This is a genomic window from Borrelia turicatae 91E135, from assembly GCF_000012085.2.
GTDB lineage: Bacteria > Spirochaetota > Spirochaetia > Borreliales > Borreliaceae > Borrelia > Borrelia turicatae.
The window spans coordinates 134,291-153,760 of record NC_008710.1; the positions used below are offsets into that span (position 1 = coordinate 134,291).

Genomic DNA, 19,470 nt, shown 5'->3' on the forward strand with positions numbered 1-19,470 from the left:
TATATTTAAACCTCTATTAATTTCAAATTTAATCTTTTCATAATATAATATTATAAATATGAAAAAAAATTAATCAAACACTAATACTAAAATCATCAACTGTCAAATATTTAATATAATATAAGGAGCATCTAAATATTTAATGCATAAAAAATTTGCTAGCAGCTTAAGATTAAATATCATCCTCATAATTTTCCTAATAATAACTCTGTTAACCATTTATAAATATTTTGTGCTAATGTCCTCAAAAGACATACAATATTTTTCTCAAAATATAAACCACATCTCAAGAAGAGGCAACATCTATGATAGAAATGGTAAAATCATAGCCTTCTCTTCAAAATCACATTCGGTCGGAACGGATCCAAACAAAATAAAAAATATTGTAAATACATCAGAAACTCTTGGTGCAATATTGAAAATTGATCCTCAAATACTTAAAAAAAAACTGTCTTTAAAAAAAGGATTCATATATATAAAAAGAAAAATAACAAGAGAAGAATCTGAACTAATTAAAAGAATTCAGTCAGAAGGAAGATTAAAAGACATCATACTTTATCCAGACTACACAAGAATTTATCCATTTAAAGAATTAACTAGCAATATTACAGGATTTGTAGGAACTGATAATATTGGACTTACAGGCATTGAACTTTCTCTAAACACCATATTGAATGAGGATCTCACAAAACAAAAATCTATAAATGAAAAATTAAGTACAAATAACATATATTTGACAATAGACATAGATCTTCAAAAGAGCATAAACCAAATAGCTCAAAAACACTTTAAAGAAAACAAACCTGAAAATATGATTGCCATAGTAATGAATGCTAAGAATGGAGAAATTTTATCAATGCTTCAATTTCCACAATATGATGCTAATTATTATGCAAAATATCCTAAAGAAATATGGAACAATTTTGCCACATCCCTAACCTATGAACCTGGAAGTATTAATAAAATTTTTACAGTAGCCATTCTATTAGACAGTGGATTATTAAAATCAAATGAAAAATTCTTAGATAACGGTATATACCAAAAAAAATTTAAATCGGGAGAAGTAGTTACAATTAAAACTCTAAATCCTCCTTATGGCTATATTGATCCCAGTGGAATTCTAATTTACTCATCAAATGTAGGAATAGCACACATTACAGACAAAGTAAGTAACGAATATTTCCATAATAAACTAATAGACTTTGGTTTTGGAAAAAGAGTAGGATTCCCCTTGCCCGGAGAAACAAAAGGTCTATTAACCCACCACTCAAAATGGTCCGGACGAAGCAAAGCCACAATTGGATTTGGACAAGAAATAGGAGTATCTGCCATTCAAATATTACAGGCTGCTAGTGCATTAAGTAATGAAGGAATTATGTTAAAACCCAAAATCATAAAAAGAATAAGCAATGAAATGGAAAATACAATTCAAGAATTTCAAAAAGAAGAAATTAAAAAAGTAATATCTAAGCATACAGCAAAAGAAGTTCTAAAAATGATGAGAGAAGTCGTAAATAAAGGAGGAATCCCAAAACTCAAGATGAAAAACTTAAGCATTTCAGCAAAAAGTGGAACTTCACAAGTAATTGATAAAAACACAGGTAAATATTCAGATGAAGATTACACGTCTTCAATACTAGTAATATATCCTACAGAAGATCCGCAATACATTATATATATTGTATACAGATATCCTAAAAAAATAATATATGGAACAAGAATTGCTGCACCAATGGCAAAAGAAATAATAGAATTGATTGAACATCGCAATAATAAAAATGAATACAATGAAATTAAAATTTCTTCAAAAATTAGCATACCAAAACCTATAATAAAATATGAAAAAACAGAAACCCTGCCAAACCTTACAGGAATCTCAAAAAGAGATTTAATGAAAATCTTAAAAAACTATACAAACATAAAAATCAAGATAAAAGGAAATGGTTTTGTATACAAACAATCTAAACCACCTAACACAAAATTAAAACATATAGACGAACTTGAAATAATCTTAAAATAATTTAAGAAAATAAATTCTTTATCTCATTTTTATAAAAACTTAAAATATAATTACGCTTAACATCCATCTTAATAGACATTTCTTTACCTACTTCAAATGGTTTTTCTAAAAGAACAAATCTCAATATTTGCTCAAAAGGCTTAAATCCATTGGCTCTATTAATAAGCTTTTTTATCTCATCATTAATAGCTTTAAGAACAATATTATTTGCAATAATCTGCCGCCTATTGTGAGCATCAAGAATTTTTTGCCCCATGCTTTCTAAATATTTATTTATCTCTTCAAAATTAGGAAGAATCAATGCACCTAGAAATTTTTGATCTTGACCCACAACAACAGCCTTTTCAATGAGTAAAGATTCTTCAAGCTTAATTTCAATTGGAGCAGGCTCAATATTCTCTCCATTATTTAAAACAATAGTATCTTTTTCTCGTCCTATGATCTGAACAACATTATCCTTTGATAACTTAACAATATCACCAGTATTCAAAAATCCATCAGATCCAATAACCTGCCTTGTAGCATCTTCATCTTGATAATATCCAATCATAACTTGAGGACCTTTAATAAATAAAATTCCCTTGCCTGGTGTCTTAAGCTTATTGCCATTCTCATCCCTAATCTCAGCAACAGTTTCAGGCAATATCCTACCACAAGTACCAATCATTATCTTTTCATGTTCATTAGATGCAACACCAGGAGATGCTTCTGTTAATCCATAAGCATTCGCAAGCTCAATTCCAATTGAGTTAAAAAACCTAACAACAGATAAAGACATACTACCCCCACCAGTGATCCCAACAACAAAATTATTGCCTAAAACTTTCTTTATCTTTTTAAAGACAATTAAATCTCCCAAAACTCTAAGAGGAAAGAAAAAAATCAGACCCAAAATCCCTAAGAGTTTTTTCATAGGAAATAACAAATCAAATCCATTATCGGGATATAATCCTAAAATTATTCTATAGCAGATATCATTTAAACATGCTGATTTAACAAAAATCTTAAATAACAATTTTGAAAAAAATGGTTTCTTGGCAACCTCTTTAAAGATATTTTGCTTTATTGCAATCCAAAGCCTAGGCACAGCTGCAATATAATGAGGATTAACATTTTTCATATCATCAAGCATGTTTCTTGGAACAATACTTGAAAATAAACAAGTCATACCTTTAAGAAAAATATTATAAGAAAATGACCTTTGAAATGAATGCCAAATTGGCAAAATACACATAAATATTTGTCCCTCACTAGTATTAATCATTCGACTAAAACTAGACACCTGATAAAGAAAATTAGCATGAGAAAGCATTACTCCTTTAGGATTCCCTGTAGTACCAGAAGTATATATTATTGTTGCCATATCATCAGGATTAATATTACTTAAAATTTCAATAATCTCTTCATCTCGCCTTGACTTATCTCCAATTGAAATGCACTCTTTATAAGTATAAATCTTAAAATTACCAAACTGTATTTTATCCTTTTCATCTAAGTCATCAATAATAACAATTATAGGGTCAACTTTAAAGTTAATCTGAACAACCGAATCAAGAAGATTTAAATTTTCCACTATTATTATATTGGGAAGCACATTATTAATAATTACTTCGGCTTCAAAAAGAGTAACATCAGCTCCTTTTGGAACGTCTACAGCACCTAAAGCCAAAATCGCAAAATCTATAACACTCCATTCAATTCTATTCTCAGAACAAATAAACACTTTATCCTGATATCCCAAACCCATCTTTTTTAAAAATGCTGCAAATTTTAACACATTATTTTTTAAATCCTCATAAGTAACATTGAAATAATCTTTGTTACTTCTATATATTTGTGCAACTCCATTGCCACGTTTTTTAGCAATTTCAAAAAAGTTTTTTACTATTGACATATGAACCTACTACACACTCATAATAACAACTATTATAAATAAATTATAACACCTTCAATAACAAAATCATAATCCAATTTTCATTAGCTTAAATTCGTCAATAGATAAAAAGTTTTATAAAAATAAAACATGCATTACCAAAAATCAATAAAGATTTAGTTGCCTATAACAAAAAATCTAATTCCTTCAGTAGGATACTCTTGATCTAACATCTCAACAGCATTTCTTAATTTTTCTATAATAAATAAATTATCAGTATAAACCACAAGAATAAAATTTTCTTCAGGCCAAATTTCATTACCTTGCTTCTCACCCGTTCTCCCTTTTCCTTGAACATTATATATCTTAGAATAATATATACATTCACCTAAATCTTTTTCTATCCTATGCATATGCTCATGAAGATCAAGCTCTAAAGACAGATTAGAAATTATTTCTGCTCTATACACATACCCTCCCAATCTTAATCCTCATCAATAAAAACATCATCCGAACTACCATCAATCTTAACATTCCCCTAGTATTACTTTTAAAAATATCGATACTATTTGCATTTATATTTTATCTGAAAAACCCCTACTTCCTCCCTGAAGATCAATTTTGTCAACAGGACCCCTTGACTTAAAAGAAATAAAAGCGTTTATAGAAAGTTTATAAAAAATTTCAAAAATCATAGGAATAAAAAGCAAAGTCAGAAATGTACTAGCAACCATTCCACCAATAAAGGTAAAAGCAATTGGCTTTACAAGATTACTTTCACTTGAACTTGAAAATGCAAGGGGAAAGAGTCCTATTATTGATGTTAAAGCAGACATCAAAATTGGCCTAAACCTGGAGCGACCTGCCTCAAGCACTGCATCTTTAAGATTAAAGCCCCTCTTAAGCAACAAATTAATATAATCTACCAATACAATACCCGTATTAACAACAACACCAATAAGCATAAGCATGCCAATAGCAGTAAAAACAGAAACCTTTTCTCCCGATATAAAATAAAACGGTACAACACCTATTAAGGTTAATGGTATTGTAAAGAGAATAACAAATGGCTTTAAGAAAGATTCAAATTGTGCTGCCATTACTCCAAACACAAGCAAGACAGCCATAAACATTATCACCCCAAATTGCTGCATACTACTTGTAAACTCACTGTATTCTCCTTCAAACTTAACCAACACTCCATCTCTCTGAGGTACCTTATTAGTTACAAAATCTACTACATTAGCTGTAATTAAAGCTAAATTTTCACCTGGAGCAATACCTGCTGTAAGCTTCACTACTAAAGACTGATCTTCTCTAGAAATTTCACCAATTCCTTTTGTCTTTTTAAGCCTAACAATTGAAGAAAAGGGCACTTGCACACCAGATGCACTTAAAATAGATATTTTATCTAAATCTTTAAAGCTAGCAATATTGTCTCTATCAAGCCTAAGCAAAATATCATAACTCACTCCATCTTCAATGTAATTTCCTGCTGAAATTCCACCAATATTAGCCCTAATCTCTCTTGAGAGAGTTTCCATATTAATTCCATAAAAATAGGCCTTTTCTCTATCTATTTCTATATCAATTTGCATCTCTTCTCGTATATTAAGTCTAGGATTGACAAGACTGGGAAATTTTTTCTTTAAAAGACTAACTAAAAATTCTCCATATTCTCTTGCATACCCAAAATCCGAAGCAATAATTTTAATCTCAATAGGAGAAGCACCAAAAAAACCTCCTCGTGAAGAAGCATTGGAATTAAAATCAGGATAAAGTTTCTCAACACGTTTATAAACTCTATATCTAATATCCTCTTCATCCTCAACGAATTCTCCATCGGCTTCCTCCTTTAAAGGTAATGTAACGTTAAAGATAAAACCATTTGAATTTATTTCAGAAACGATACTCTTATAAACCTTAATTTCATTTTTTACAATCTCTAAAATTTTATCTGAATAAAACTTCGCAATTTTCAAACTTGTCTTATGGGGAAATTTAAAATCAAAACGAATTAAAGAAGAACGTTCATAGGGAAGAAAAGATACATTTAAAAGAGGAAATAAAACTAAACTTAAAATAAAAATAAAGAGAATAATCAATGAACAAGCTAATTTCCAAGTTAAAACATAGTTTAGCAATTTAACATAAAATCTCTCTCCAACAAAATAAATACCATACAAAAAATCATCAATCCTTTTAATCAATTTATTTTTAATAGGTTTTTGAGAAGTAGTATAAAGCCCAACATAATAACTTGAAAGCACAGGTACTAAAAAAACTGCAACAAACAAAGAAGCCACTAAAGATATTACAATAGTAAAAGCAAAATCCCTAACAAAATCACCAATAACACCCAACTCAGCCTTAAAAATAAGCATAGGAGCAAATACACAAATTGATGTCAAGGTTGCAGTCATAATTGGCAATATCATTTCCTGTGTTCCAAGAATAGCAGATGAAATAAGCTTGGCACCCTTCTGCCTATATTTATATATATTTTCTATTACAACAATAGAACAATCTACAAGCATACCAACACTCAAAGCAAGACCTGATAGACTCATAACATTTAGCGAAATATTTGCAAAATACATTAAACAAAAGGTAAGAACAATCGCTAATGGTATTGTAATACCAATAATAATTGTCGCTCTAAAGCTTCTTAAAAAGAAAAAAATAATACATAATGCAAGCACTGCTCCAGAATAAGCTGAATTAGCAACAGAAGAAATAGCCTTTTTAATATGTTCAGCATCATCATAAGAAATGTCTAAAAATATATCTTTTGGAAGTGCAAGCTTGATTTTTTCAACCTCTGCATTTACTGCATCTGAAACAAAAACAGAATTTGCATCGCTCTGTTTTTGTATAGATATCACAATAGAAGGCTTATCATTATAATATGCATAATCCTCTACATCTTGAGCAACACTCTTAACACTTGCAATATCTCTCAGTCTGACCTGAACAAATGAATTATCACCTAAAGAATAAATACTTGGCTTTCTATAAGCAATAACCACGTTTTCCAAATCCTTAATTGAATTAAATTTTCCAGATACTTGTACTTGATATTCCAAATCATTATCTAACATGTTACCAACCGAAAATTCAACATTTTGAGAAGAAATAAACGGTACTATTTCTGATAAAGTAAGTCCATATGCCTCTAACCTATTTTGCAACACTTCAATTAAAATATGCTTACCTCCACCTCCAATAACTTGCACACGTCCAACCCCATTAAGTCTCTCCAACCTAGGCTTAAGAATATTATCTGCATACCTTTTAAGTTCTAAGACCGGTCTATCTGCATACATAACAAACGATATTATTGGCGAAGAGCCTAAACTTCCTCTATAAATCCTAGGTAAGCTTGCTTCTTTTGGTAAAATTCTTTTTGAAATCTCAAGCGCATCTCTTATTTCATTCAAAGCCAAGTCTAAATTAGTTCCATGATAAAACTGAAGATTAATACTGCTATGGCCCTTAAAAGAACTACTAGTTATTGTCTTTATGTTCTTAACTAAGGATAGATTACCTTCTAAAAGACTTGTCACTTTTTCTTCTACTTCTTTTGCGGAACTTCCTGAATACTGAGTAGAAATAGTGATATAACTGTCTCCAATGTTGGGGAGCAAATCTATCTTTAATCTTGAAAAAGTATAAATACTAAGCATCATCAATAATGAAAACAATATTAACATTGTTATTGGTTTACCAACAATTTTTTTTACTAACATAATTAACCTCAAAAATCAAACATTGTCTTCAACATCAAGCCCATCTCGAATATCCACTATATCTACATAAGCTCCATCAGAAAGAGAAGAAATACCTTCAATCACAACTAAATCACCCTCATTAATACCATCCCGAATAGACATAATATTATCTATTTCAAAATCTATTACAGGAAACACCCTTTCAACTGTTTTTGTATCTGGATTTAATCTAAATACACAAAGTTTACCTTCCCTTTCAACAAAAGCATGGCTTGGAATTTTGATCACATTTTCTAAATGCTTAGTAATAAGTTTAATCTTGGCAAACATACCAATAATCATTTTTCTTGCGTTATCCCCTATAGGTTCAAGATATATTGCAACAGAACGACTTTTAAAATCTAAAACAGGAGATACTTCTGAAATCTTAGCTTTAAATTTTTCATTAGGATAAGATTCAAGCTCAATAATTGCATCATTGCCAACTTTAATATCTAAAATATATTTCTCAGAAACATAAGTTTTAATCTGAATTAAATCCATTCTACCTATTAACGCAATACTTGTTTGAGTCCCAACTGTTTCTCCAATTTTGTAATTAATAGCTAAAACATATCCAGAAATCGGGGCTCTTACTGGACTTTTTAAATAAAGAAAACCTGGTTTTGAAGGATCAAGTGTCGCGATAATTTGTCCCTTTTTTACATAAGCTCCAAGCTTCATATTAAGAGACACTATTTCACCTGTAATATTGGGAAATACCTCAACTTTAACTTTGGTATCTACATCACCATTTAAAGAAATATAATTACTCAAAGCACCCTGTCGAACTCTCATCGCAACAACTGGAAATCTATAAGGCTCATTAGTAAAATCACTGGTAGTATTATTGGTATTAATATCTCCTTGTACTTCACTTTCAGTCCCCTCATTACATGAAAGGACAAACAATAAAACTAAAAGCAACAAATAATACTTAAAGCAACCTCTCATATTAAAAATCGAATTCATAAAATACCCTTATCAATCCAACTTATTTATTAAATCTTTATATTCAAGTATTGCATTGGCATAATTTAGCTTATCTTGTATAAATTGTAAATCACTCTGCTTATAGGAAGCTTCAATGTCATTTAATTTAATAAGATCTATAGTACCCACATTAAAGGAATCAAAAGCTACTTGATAATTCTTCTTAGACATTTCCAAATTTATCTTGGAGTTATCTAAAATCGACTTATATAGTCTTACACTTTTGCGTTTTTGAATAATATTAGATTTAAATTCACGAATCTTATTTTCAATTTGATTCTCTAAGAATTTTAACCGATAATCTCGTTCCCATATCTCTGTAAAACTTTTTGAAAATGGCAAAACCTCGGTAAAGCTATAAGTTAATCCCAAAGAAAAATGCAACCCTTGTTTAAATGAACCACTTAAACCATCACTAAAAGAAATGCTTCCAGGATTATAAGAAACTGAAAACGAAAACCTCGGCAAAAAGGCATCTAGCCAAAGACTCTCAAGAGTAGTTTGCATAATTTTAGTCAAATTATTTAATTCTCTCACTTCTAAATAACCGTCAATATTTATGACTTCATCAAACAATGAAATGTCTAAGATTTCATCTGATAATTCTCCTGTAGTCTCAAAATCTTGCAAGACATCCAATCCTAATAATAATTTAAATCTTTCTTTTGTTTCTTCAAACTTAATAATTTGTTCATCTAAACTAGGCTGAAATTTAATATGCTTAAGCTTAGCATCAAGATAATCTATCTCAGAAATAAGCCCATTATGATAAGAAATTTTTACTTGCTCAAATTTAAGTTTGCTATTTTCAAACTGACTTTCCAATACTTCTAAAATACTTTTGAAAGCTAAAAGTTCATTATACATTTTAAGAACATTTAACCTAATATTTTTAATGACTTTTTCTCTGTCTATCTTAGCAGCCTCATAATTAAAAACAGTAAGTCTAATGTTATTAACAATAGATGGGGATACTGAAAGATCAGCAGCAACACCAAAATTCAAGTTCCACTCTCCCCTCCCTTCTACATTAGGCATAAAAGAGTTTTGCCTTGAAAAATTTGAAGAAAACCCCAAATTTGGGATCAAAAGATTCCAAGAATTATCTTTATATAATTTTTTTATCTTTTCTCTATACTCAGCATCTCTAGATTCCAAACTATTCTCTAAAGCCATACGAATAGCATCTTCAACAGATATTTTAATAACTTCTGCATAAGAAGAAAAAGATAAAATAAAAATTAATATTAACCTCTTAATATTTACTCCCATAAATAAATATAGTAAAATATCTATTTCTTAATATAAGAAAATTTAACAATACTAATAATAATAATTTTTAACATAACATGATAATAGTATCATATTGTAATATTATTACATTCATGCATATTTTTAAAAAACTTTTTATAATATTCAACTTGATACTCATTTTATTAATCAAAATATATCAAAACACTCTTTCCAAAATCGTTGGTTTTCACTGCATATATGAACCTAGCTGTTCAAATTACGCACTAGAATGTCTCAAAAAATATAACATCATAACAGCTCTTATTTTAATTACATTAAGACTGCTTAGATGCAATGCTCTATTTAAAGGGGGGAGTGAATCATTGCCAACTGAAAAGCCAATATTAAATTCATTAAAAATTTTTAAAACAAGATTAATTAAATAAATCTTTGTATTTATCTGGAACCCAATTTTTGACATATTCTTTATGAAGATCAACGAATTCAACAGCATTCCCATACTCATGTCCAGGCTCCTTATAATTTTTCTCTATTAAAGGCAACAACAAATCATCACCCCAATAAAAATTATCAAACAAATAATAAGCATCGGGATCAGCATCCTCAAGTCCAATTCTAACAAGAGAATGAATACTCTCAGGGCCTCCCATTGACAACAAAGGATCATCTAAAAATTTAATATTATATTTGGTAAATGCCCAATGGGGCTTCCATAAAGGAACTAAAATCCACTCATGCTTTTTAATGGCAGATTCTAAACTTGCAAGCATTACGCTCTCACTTGAAGAGATGAGTTCATATTCTTTATCCAATCCATAACGCTTGAGGGTTTCTTCTACAGAAAGCTGCGTACCCGCTCCAGCATCTATTCCTATCATTTTATTTTTAAATTCAGCTCCTCTACCCTTAAGTTCAGAAATGCTTGAAATTGTAACATAACTTGGCACCACAAATCCTTGTAATGTTCCTTCATAATTAGCACCAAGATCAACAAACTTATCTTTAAATTTTTCATAATAAAATTTATCGGCCGTAGGTACCCATGCAGATACCATACCATCTACCTGCCCCGATGCTAAATACTGATACATTATAGATGTTGTAACAGGCAATATCTCCACATTATATCCTATTTTCTCAAAAACAACTTTCATAATATTGGTAGCAACCGTTTCTCCTATCCAATTAACATATGCAATCTTGACTGATCTTACACTTTTAAAGCCATTATCCTTAGAATTATCATTCTTATCACAAGAAAACAAAATTAAAATAAAACTTATAAAAACAGATATCAATAAACCTTTCATAGATCAATTCTCCTACTACTACATAAAAATAAAACATTATTTATTATACATTTCCAAAAATCTTTTAAACTTATTTTCTTTTTTCACCCCATAATTATCAGTATTTAAGTAACTAAACTTGATAAAAATAGCCTGCATAATTCTATCCAAAATAATAGCTATTACCACAACAGCTAATCCAGATATTAAGCCTTCACCAAAATGTAATCTCTCAACAGAATATATTACACTTCTACCAAGCCCTGATGAACCAACCATTGCCGCAATTACTATCATAGATATTGCCATCATTATTGACTGATTAATTCCCTCTATTATGCTTTGCAGAGCCAATGGCAACTGGATCTGAAAAAGAATACGAATATTACTACTTCCAAAAGACTTTGCGGCCTCAATGACCTCCCCTGGAACTTGAATAATCCCTAGTCTTGTATATCTAATGACTGGGGGCATTGCAAAAATTATTGTAGCAAAAATAGCTGAAGATGTACCCATACCAAAAAAAGGTATAGCTGGTATTAAATAAATAAACGGGGGCATTGCTTGCATTAAATCAAGCAATGGTTTTAAAAATACATAAAATTTTGAATAATATCCACCTAAAATACCTATTAAAATTCCCCAAATTACCGAAAAGAAAACAGACACGAAAATAATTGATATCGTATCCATTGAAACTTCCCAAAGATTAAAATATAAAATAAAGCAAAATCCTAACATAATCAAAAGAGCTAATCTTTTCTTTAAAAATAAAAAGCTTAAAACACAAATTAGAATAATAAAAAAAACAGGATTAATCAAAAGAAACAACTTTTTCAAATTGTCATAAAAAAAAATTACGATTTTCGCAAACCCTATACCGTTAGAATCCGAAAAATTGTCAACTAAAAAATTAAAAGCCTTATCTATATTAGCAACTATAAAATCTCTATTCATACATAACTATCTCGCCAATAAACCAGCAATCTCCCCTAAATCAATGTATCCAATAATATCATCTTGCTCACCTTTTATAATCAAATAATCCAACTTATTTAAATACTTAACAACACTTTTGATCTCATCATCCAAACCTAAATTTAAAGAAACAAGATTATTACATTTTTTATTAACAGACAAATCATACAAATTAAAATTATTATTCTCTTTTTCAAGAATAACATTACATTTATCAGTATCACCATTAAGAGTAAAATCCATTTTAATAATATCCTTAATTTTTAAAATATTTAAAACGGGAAGATTTTTAATAAAATTAGCTATAAAATCGGTTTTGGGATCTCTTAATATTTCTAAGGGTCTACCCACCTGAACAATCTCACCATCCTTCATAAAAGCAATTCTATTTCCCAATTTAAAAGCTTCAATCAAATCATGAGTAATAAATACAACCGTCTTTTTTAATTTGTCTACCAACCTTAAAAGCTCACATTGCATTTCTCCTCTAATTAAAGGATCAAGAGCTGAAAAAGCCTCATCCATTAAAAGTATATCGGGGTTAACCACTAAAGCTCGTGCTATGCCTACTCTCTGTTTCATTCCACCTGAAAGCTCATTTATATATTTATATTCAGAATCTTCAAGCCCCACAAGTTTTAAAATATCAAGAGCTCTTTGAATCCTAATTTTTTTAGGAACATTCTTAACTTCAAGTCCATAAGTCACATTCCTTAAAACATTCATATGTGGAAAAAGCCCAAAATTCTGAAAAACCATGGCAAATTTATCTTTTCTTAAAGCAGATAGTGCTTTTTGATTAATATCATTCATTTCAATATTATCCACCAAAATAGACCCAGAATCGATTTTGTGTATACCATTCAAACATCTAACAAAAGTAGATTTACCACAACCTGACATACCCATAATAACTAAAATTTCATTCTCATAAACATCAAGACTGATATTTGCATTTGCAATAAAAACAGAAGATTCTTTGTAAATGTCAGATCTATCTTTACCACTCTCATAACTCTTTATAGCCTTAACTATTTGTTTTTTATTTTTATTATAAGAAAATGTTTTATAAAGGTTCCTGACTTTAACACTAGCCTTAGACAAAGCAAACTCCTAATGTAAAAACATTATAATTCCATATAAATCAATATTAATTATACTAAAATATCAGAATTTTGATTGACACAAATAAAAATAAGGGTCTTTTAAGAGACCCTTATTGAAAAATCAAATTTATCTAAGCAATGATAATACATACTGAGGCACTTGATTTGCTTGTGCAATCATAGCCATTGCGGATTGTGTCAAAATGCTGTTAGTTGTAGATGCCACAATTTCATCTGTCATTGTTGCATCTTGAATTTGAGCATAAGATGATTTTAAGTTTTCAATAGCATATTCTGTGCTAGCCTTAATAGACTCAAGTCTATTTTGGAAAGCACCAAGATTTGCTCTTTGATCACTTACCATTCTAATAGCATTTTCTATCTTTGAAAGTGACATATTAGCATCAATAGTAGTTGTAACATTAACTGGAGAATTAACTCCACCTTGAGCTGGAGCTGCTGCTGGTGCTGGAGCAGCTTGAACTCCCTCTTGTTGTGCACCTTCCTGAGCTGGAGAAACCTGCGCACCTTCACCTGCAAAAAGGTTTGCAACATTAGCTGCATAAATATTAACAGCAATTGCTTCATCCTGATTTGCACCCACATGTACTCTTAATGTCCATGAAGCTTGTGATCCAGCTAATGATGCTGGTGTGTTAATTTTTGCAGGTTGCATTCCAAGCTCTTCAGCTGTTTTTATATTTTGAGCAGCTGACTTGTTGGACAACATATGCATTTGGTTGTATTGAGCTTGATCAGCAATTCTGTTGATTTCATCTGTAAGTTGCTCAATTTCAATTTGAATAGAACCTCTGTCTGCATCTGAATATGTACCATTACCAGACTGCACAGCAAGTTCTTTCATTCTTACTAATACTTTCTCTACTTCATTTAAATTCCCTTCTGTTGTTTGAATAAAATTTATAGCCTTTGAAGTATTTCTAGAAGCCTGAGATAATCCTCTAATTTGAGCATTAATCTTTCCTGCAACACCCATTCCAGCAGCATCATCAGATGCACGATTAATTCTATGCCCACTAGAAAGTTTTTCTTGAGTTTTGCTAAGATTAGCAGCATTAATGCTATTATTCCTTGAAGCATTTATAGCTGACGTATTATGATTTATGATCATATATCATTTCCTCCGTGATAAATTAATATAATTTTTTGATATTTTAGACAAATCCATTCGTCTTTTTAAAAGGATATCACAAAAACAAGAAAAAAATAAATACAATATTAATTTAAATTTGTTATCTGTTTTGCCTCTGAAGATTCAAAGACTTAAGGATTTCCTCTTGCTCCTTCATACGCTTCACAGTGAAATCCAAAGTATTAAGTTCTCCTTCAACCTTTTGCTCTCTTTCCTCATACTTCTTTTTATAATCTTCAACCACATTTTTCTGATTGGGAATTTTGAGATCATAATTTCTGATCTTATTATAAATAAATCCTCCAGAACTTATCAAAGGAGATAAATAATCGCCCAGCATCTTAGCAAGTCCATCATCATAAATGCGGTCATCATTAAAATCAACTGCAAAAAGTTCCTTGACTGAATTAATATTGCTTTGTATTATCTCATTAAATTTTTTCTCGTCAAGCCCTAAATAACGAGAAAGCCCTCCTGATGAAGACATAGAATTAGTAAACACCCCTATTTGATTGATAATCGAAAAATTAGGATCATTAGTCCTATAAGAATTAAACATGATTAATTCTAATCTTGATCTAAGATTTTTCAATGCAAACTCCGTCCTAAGGATTCCCAAATTCTTATAAGCTTCTTCCCTCTCTTCATCACTGAAATAGGACCATTCTTCAAGTACATCTGATTTTTGACCTTCCAAATTACTCTCATTTGAACTTACAATATTAATTTCAGCAAGAACCTGATTATAAGCTACCAAAAAATCTAATAAAAGTTTTTTAATTCCCTCATAATCAGGCTCAACTCGAACAACGATAGTATCATCTGATGCTTGTTTTAAATTCAATGTAACATTAGGAATTAAATCATTAACGGTATTCGAATCACGCTCAACATCAACTCCATCAAACTTCACCTTTGCATTTTCTGCAAAGCTCTTGGCATTTATTGGCAAGAAACCATCTCTATTCTTTGGATCAAAGATCTCAATATTGCGAATAACAAAAACCTTATTATTAACTTTATTTTCGATATTGATCTCTTTTAAATCCAAAAGTGAACCTATTTCAACCTCGACTTTTTCAAAATCACTTGCAACATTTATTGGGGGCAATTCCAAGGAATTTGTACCACTATGAATTTTAATCATATTCATCTGAATATACTTTCTCTCTTTCAAAGGAAGTTTATGATCAGATTCAAGATTAATTATACTATCTTCACCCTCAACCTTAGCATCCTCAAATGTAGCCTCGCCAGGATTAAAAACAATCTCGTTTAAAATGCCTTTATCATCTGAATCATAATATTTAATTTCAAATTTAATTTTACTTCTACTACTAACCTCAATATTTTCTGGAATACTTATTGAAATCTCTGAGAGAGGCTCTAATACAATATCATCCTTATCAAGAAAAATTTTATTACTACTACTTTGTTGACTATTAATAATTTCTGTTAAATTAGGACTAAAATTTGTTGTAAGCTCACTTAAAATACCTATCTGTTTAGCAAGATTTAAAGCTTCACCTTTCATGACAAGTTTATTGTTTTCACCTTCCTTTAAAGACCGCAAAATCAACCTACTATTTCCAGCACTATCACTTCTCACAACTTTAGCAGATAAAAACCCCTTGCCTCGATTATTAATATCCTTTACAAGAGACTCAATATCTCCATTATTCCTAATCTTAATCTCTTTATTACCAACTAAAAATATATAGTCTCCTGAAGGAATACTAATCTCCTTTTGTTTAAAATTCGCAGATAAAAAAATATCGGAACTTGCTATTTGATTAACATCAATTTTATAAGTTTCATTTTTAGCTCCATAACGAGCGGATAAAGAGAGAACATCATTATTACTAGAATTACCTGACATGTAATTAAAAGGACTATTAAGAGAGGTGATTTGCCTTGCAAGTGAATTTAAAGTAGAAATCTTTTTATTAATCATTTGCCAAGCTCGTTTCTCTTGCTCTAAGTTTTCAAGCTTTTTTACAGATGAATCTATCTTGGCCTTATCAGGTTTAAGCATCGATTCACGGATTTCTTTAGTATTATATTTATTATCCACACCTGGAACAAAAAATCCAGAAGACATTACAACACCCCTTAATTAGAAATTTTAACATAAAAAATATAAATTTTTACACACAAAATCATATCTTACTTCAAAACTAACAACAGAGCTCCCATTAAAAGACAAATAAAAAAAACAAGCATCTTTAAAAAAGATATTTGCTTATAGTAAAATTTAAGTCTATAGGAGAGTAAATATGCCAAATTTTTGTTTATTCAATTCAAAATCTGTTCTGACAGGAAATGATAAAATAGACAATTCAGCAGTCCTTATTAAAGACAGTAAAATCTTTGATATCGTAACAGCTGATCGACTTGAAAAAATTGATCTACAAAACTATGAAATGATTGATGTTAAGGGAAACTATATCACACCTGGTCTTTATGACAATCACATACATGGATTTCACGGATACGGAACCGACCAATGCTCAACAAACTCAATAATTAAAATGTCACAATATTTAGCAGAGTATGGAGTAGTAGGATTTTTACCAACACTATATCCACGTCCAACTGAAGAAATGATTGAAACAATCAAAGCATGTACCGCAGCAATAGGCAAAGAAAAGGGTGCAAAAATTTTAGGACTTCATCTTGAAGGACCATTTTTCTCTCCTGAAAAAAAAGGCGCCCATCCTACCTCCTATCTTCAACAACCAAGCATTGAAGTTATGAAAAAATTTATAGACGCTGCGGGGGGTACCTTTACGGATTCGTTCGGAAGAAAAAGAACAAATATTGCAACAATGACCGTTGCACCTGAACTTAAAGGCATGAGAGAGCTTGCAATGTTTTGCATGGAAAACAACATCACACTTCAAGCAGGACATACTAATGCAAAATATGAAAATATGATTGAGGGCTTTCAAGTAGGCATACTTCACACAACACACTTTTTCAACGCAATGTCAAAACTTGATCACAGAAATCCAAATGCAATAGGAGCAACTTTAATCCACGGGGATGTATCTTGTGAAATTATTGCTGATGGACATCATATTCATCCAAAACTTGTTTTAATGCTTAGGAAACTTAAAGACATAAGCAAATTAGTGCTTGTAACTGATGGATTAACCCCAACACTACAACCATCTGGAAAATTAATAGCTAATGGAGAAGAAGTATACCTTAACGATGACGGATTATTTCATATTGTAGAAAGCGACACAATTGCAGGATCGGCTCTCACAATGATACAAGGCATTAAAAATTTAGTAGAATTTGGATATAGCTTAAGCGATGCCATTCAAGCAAGTTCATACAATCCAATAAGGATAATTAATCTTGAAAAAAAAGGATTAATATGTCATGGTTATGATGCAAATATAAATGTCCTTGACAAAGACTTAGATTTAAAATTAACAATGATAGAATCAAAAATCATTTTCAATAAACTTTGATTTTATTCATTTATAAATATAAGGAGCAACAAATGAGATTAATCATTAGATCTAACTATAATGACATTTCAAAATGGGCTGCTAATCATGTAGCTATGAGAATAAAAAAGTTTTCACCAACAAAAGAAAAACCATTCATTTTAGGACTTCCAACGGGTAGCTCACCAATTGGAATGTATAAACATTTAATTGAAATGAATAAACTTGGAAAAATTTCATTTGAAAATGTAGTCACATTCAATATGGATGAATACATAAAATTAGATAAAAATCATCCTGAAAGCTATCACTCATTTATGTGGAGCAACTTTTTTTCACATATAGATATCAAAAAAGAAAATATACACATGTTAAATGGTAATGCTACTAATCTTATAAATGAATGTGAAGAATATGAAAACAAAATTAAATCTTACGGTGGTATTATGCTTTTTGTAGGAGGAATTGGACCTGATGGTCATATTGCCTTTAATGAACCCGGATCATCACTGAGCTCAAGAACAAGAATTAAAACTTTGACTCAAGACACAATTATCGCAAACTCAAGGTTTTTTGAAAATGATATTAATAAAGTTCCCAAAAGTGCCTTAACAGTAGGAGTAGGAACGATTATGGATTCAAAAGAAATTATGATTATAGTAAATGGACATAACAAAGCAAGAGCATTAAAACATGCTATTGAAAAAGGAGTAAATCATATGTGGACAATTAGTGCTCTACAGTTACATAAAAACGCAATCATAGTATCAGACGAAGCTGCAACATATGAACTAAAAGTCGGCACAGTAAAGTATTTCAATGATATCGAAAGAGATAATTTTAATAACGACATATAACATTATTAATTTCTAAAGATAGTAAATACAACATAAACTAAGCACAAGACATAAATTCTTTAAGCTTAGTTTACGAAACGCTTAAAATAACATTATTCTACGATTTCATTATATACTCTTGAAACCTCTTCCCAATTTAAAACCTTAAAGAACGCATCAATATATTCAACTCTTCTATTTTGATATTTAAGATAATAAGCATGTTCCCAAACATCAATACCTAAAATAGGTTTATAGTCTTCCATCAAAGGACTGTCCTGATTTGGTCTTGATATTATTTGCAATTCTTTACTTGCATGAAGAACTAGCCAAGCCCAACCACTTCCAAAAACATTAATAGCTGAATCTCTTAAGGCCATCTTAAGATTATCAAGACTGCCAAAAGTAGCATTTACATGCTCTTCAAAATTTTCTAAAATATTATCTTTGTTACCAGGTCTCAAAATCCTAAAATACAAAGTATGATTAGAATACCCACCAGCATTATTCCTAATAGCTGCTTGGAACTCTTTGGGAAATCGCTGAATATTTTTTAATATACTTTCAATATCCTGAGAATAATTTATTTCTGTCTTCTCAAGAACAGAATTTAAATTTACTGTATATGCATTATGATGTTTACTATGATGAATTTCCATTGTCTTAGCATCAATATATGGCTCTAAAACATCATAAGCATAACCAAGTTCTGGTAATTTAAACATAAAATCCTCCTT

At 30.2% G+C, this 19,470-nt stretch carries 15 protein-coding genes; 4 read left to right on the forward strand and 11 right to left on the reverse strand.

From position 1 onward, the window contains the following. The first annotated feature begins 142 nt into the window (after positions 1-142). Positions 143-2,020 carry a penicillin-binding protein gene (locus tag BT0_RS00675; protein ID WP_011772097.1) on the forward strand — a complete coding sequence of 626 codons (1,878 nt, stop codon included), beginning with the start codon at positions 143-145 and terminating at the stop codon, positions 2,018-2,020. 1 nt (position 2,021) lies between these two features. On the opposite strand, the gene BT0_RS00680 is transcribed toward BT0_RS00675, so the two are convergent. From BT0_RS00680 to BT0_RS00700, 5 genes are all read right to left on the reverse strand, one after another. Further along, on the reverse strand, positions 2,022-3,914 hold the full coding sequence (locus BT0_RS00680; RefSeq protein ID WP_011772098.1) for an AMP-binding protein: 1,893 nt from the start codon (positions 3,912-3,914) through the stop codon (positions 2,022-2,024). A 155-nt stretch (positions 3,915-4,069) separates the two neighbouring features. After that, the gene (locus BT0_RS00685) at positions 4,070-4,363 is read right to left on the reverse strand and encodes a PG0541 family transporter-associated protein (protein WP_041178558.1); all 294 of its coding nucleotides are present in this window, start codon (positions 4,361-4,363) and stop codon (positions 4,070-4,072) included. A 105-nt stretch (positions 4,364-4,468) separates the two neighbouring features. Next, positions 4,469-7,642, reverse strand: coding sequence for an efflux RND transporter permease subunit (locus BT0_RS00690; RefSeq protein WP_041178417.1), 3,174 nt, complete (start codon positions 7,640-7,642; stop codon positions 4,469-4,471). 15 nt (positions 7,643-7,657) lie between these two features. Beyond that, positions 7,658-8,635: an efflux RND transporter periplasmic adaptor subunit gene (locus BT0_RS00695; protein ID WP_011772101.1), complete on the reverse strand. Its 978-nt coding sequence runs from the start codon at positions 8,633-8,635 to the stop codon at positions 7,658-7,660. 12 nt (positions 8,636-8,647) lie between these two features. Further along, complete coding sequence (locus BT0_RS00700) at positions 8,648-9,928, reverse strand: TolC family protein (RefSeq protein ID WP_011772102.1); 1,281 nt, start codon at positions 9,926-9,928, stop codon at positions 8,648-8,650. A gap of 113 nt (positions 9,929-10,041) precedes the next feature. On the opposite strand from BT0_RS00700, the gene yidD reads away from it, so the two are divergent. Beyond that, a complete protein-coding gene (yidD, locus tag BT0_RS00705; protein ID WP_011772103.1) occupies positions 10,042-10,335 on the forward strand; it encodes a membrane protein insertion efficiency factor YidD in 294 nt (97 codons plus the stop codon). Here the strand turns inward: yidD and BT0_RS00710 are convergent. The 5 genes from BT0_RS00710 to fliD form a co-directional block, all read right to left on the reverse strand. Then, on the reverse strand, positions 10,324-11,220 hold the full coding sequence (locus BT0_RS00710) for a glycine betaine ABC transporter substrate-binding protein (RefSeq protein WP_011772104.1): 897 nt from the start codon (positions 11,218-11,220) through the stop codon (positions 10,324-10,326). The two genes, yidD and BT0_RS00710, sit on opposite strands and share 12 nt — an antisense overlap. 36 nt (positions 11,221-11,256) lie before the next feature. After that, positions 11,257-12,156, reverse strand: coding sequence for an ABC transporter permease (locus tag BT0_RS00715; RefSeq protein WP_011772105.1), 900 nt, complete (start codon positions 12,154-12,156; stop codon positions 11,257-11,259). A 6-nt stretch (positions 12,157-12,162) separates the two neighbouring features. Then, positions 12,163-13,281 carry an ATP-binding cassette domain-containing protein gene (locus BT0_RS00720; protein WP_011772106.1) on the reverse strand — a complete coding sequence of 373 codons (1,119 nt, stop codon included), beginning with the start codon at positions 13,279-13,281 and terminating at the stop codon, positions 12,163-12,165. 129 nt (positions 13,282-13,410) lie between these two features. Next, complete coding sequence (locus BT0_RS00725) at positions 13,411-14,415, reverse strand: flagellin (protein WP_011772107.1); 1,005 nt, start codon at positions 14,413-14,415, stop codon at positions 13,411-13,413. 121 nt (positions 14,416-14,536) lie between these two features. Beyond that, positions 14,537-16,537 (reverse strand): flagellar filament capping protein FliD, encoded by a 2,001-nt coding sequence (gene fliD / locus BT0_RS00730; RefSeq protein WP_011772108.1) that lies wholly within the window; start codon positions 16,535-16,537, stop codon positions 14,537-14,539. Between the two features lie 175 nt (positions 16,538-16,712). Here fliD and nagA point away from each other — a divergent pair, with 175 nt between their 5' ends. Together nagA and nagB are read left to right on the forward strand one after the other, a co-directional pair. Then, positions 16,713-17,918: an N-acetylglucosamine-6-phosphate deacetylase gene (gene nagA / locus BT0_RS00735; protein ID WP_011772109.1), complete on the forward strand. Its 1,206-nt coding sequence runs from the start codon at positions 16,713-16,715 to the stop codon at positions 17,916-17,918. 32 nt (positions 17,919-17,950) lie between these two features. Continuing rightward, positions 17,951-18,754: a glucosamine-6-phosphate deaminase gene (gene nagB / locus BT0_RS00740; protein WP_041178418.1), complete on the forward strand. Its 804-nt coding sequence runs from the start codon at positions 17,951-17,953 to the stop codon at positions 18,752-18,754. Positions 18,755-18,846: 92 nt separating this feature from the next. Here nagB and BT0_RS00745 read toward each other — a convergent pair whose 3' ends face one another. Continuing rightward, complete coding sequence (locus BT0_RS00745) at positions 18,847-19,458, reverse strand: superoxide dismutase (RefSeq protein ID WP_041178560.1); 612 nt, start codon at positions 19,456-19,458, stop codon at positions 18,847-18,849. Between the last annotated feature and the right edge of the window lie 12 nt (positions 19,459-19,470).

Bases quoted from the DNA above. Each gene is read 5' to 3' on its own strand.
- BT0_RS00745 (WP_041178560.1), bottom strand. From the start codon at position 19,458: ATGTTTAAATTACCAGAACTTGGTTATGCTTATGATGTTTTAGAGCCA.
- yidD (WP_011772103.1), top strand. From the start codon at position 10,042: ATGCATATTTTTAAAAAACTTTTTATAATATTCAACTTGATACTCATT.
- BT0_RS00680 (WP_011772098.1), bottom strand. From the start codon at position 3,914: ATGTCAATAGTAAAAAACTTTTTTGAAATTGCTAAAAAACGTGGCAAT.
- fliD (WP_011772108.1), bottom strand. From the start codon at position 16,537: ATGTCTTCTGGATTTTTTGTTCCAGGTGTGGATAATAAATATAATACT.
- nagA (WP_011772109.1), top strand. From the start codon at position 16,713: ATGCCAAATTTTTGTTTATTCAATTCAAAATCTGTTCTGACAGGAAAT.
- BT0_RS00725 (WP_011772107.1), bottom strand. From the start codon at position 14,415: ATGATCATAAATCATAATACGTCAGCTATAAATGCTTCAAGGAATAAT.
- BT0_RS00690 (WP_041178417.1), bottom strand. From the start codon at position 7,642: ATGTTAGTAAAAAAAATTGTTGGTAAACCAATAACAATGTTAATATTG.
- BT0_RS00710 (WP_011772104.1), bottom strand. From the start codon at position 11,220: ATGAAAGGTTTATTGATATCTGTTTTTATAAGTTTTATTTTAATTTTG.
- nagB (WP_041178418.1), top strand. From the start codon at position 17,951: ATGAGATTAATCATTAGATCTAACTATAATGACATTTCAAAATGGGCT.
- BT0_RS00675 (WP_011772097.1), top strand. From the start codon at position 143: ATGCATAAAAAATTTGCTAGCAGCTTAAGATTAAATATCATCCTCATA.
- BT0_RS00700 (WP_011772102.1), bottom strand. From the start codon at position 9,928: ATGGGAGTAAATATTAAGAGGTTAATATTAATTTTTATTTTATCTTTT.
- BT0_RS00695 (WP_011772101.1), bottom strand. From the start codon at position 8,635: ATGAATTCGATTTTTAATATGAGAGGTTGCTTTAAGTATTATTTGTTG.
- BT0_RS00715 (WP_011772105.1), bottom strand. From the start codon at position 12,156: ATGAATAGAGATTTTATAGTTGCTAATATAGATAAGGCTTTTAATTTT.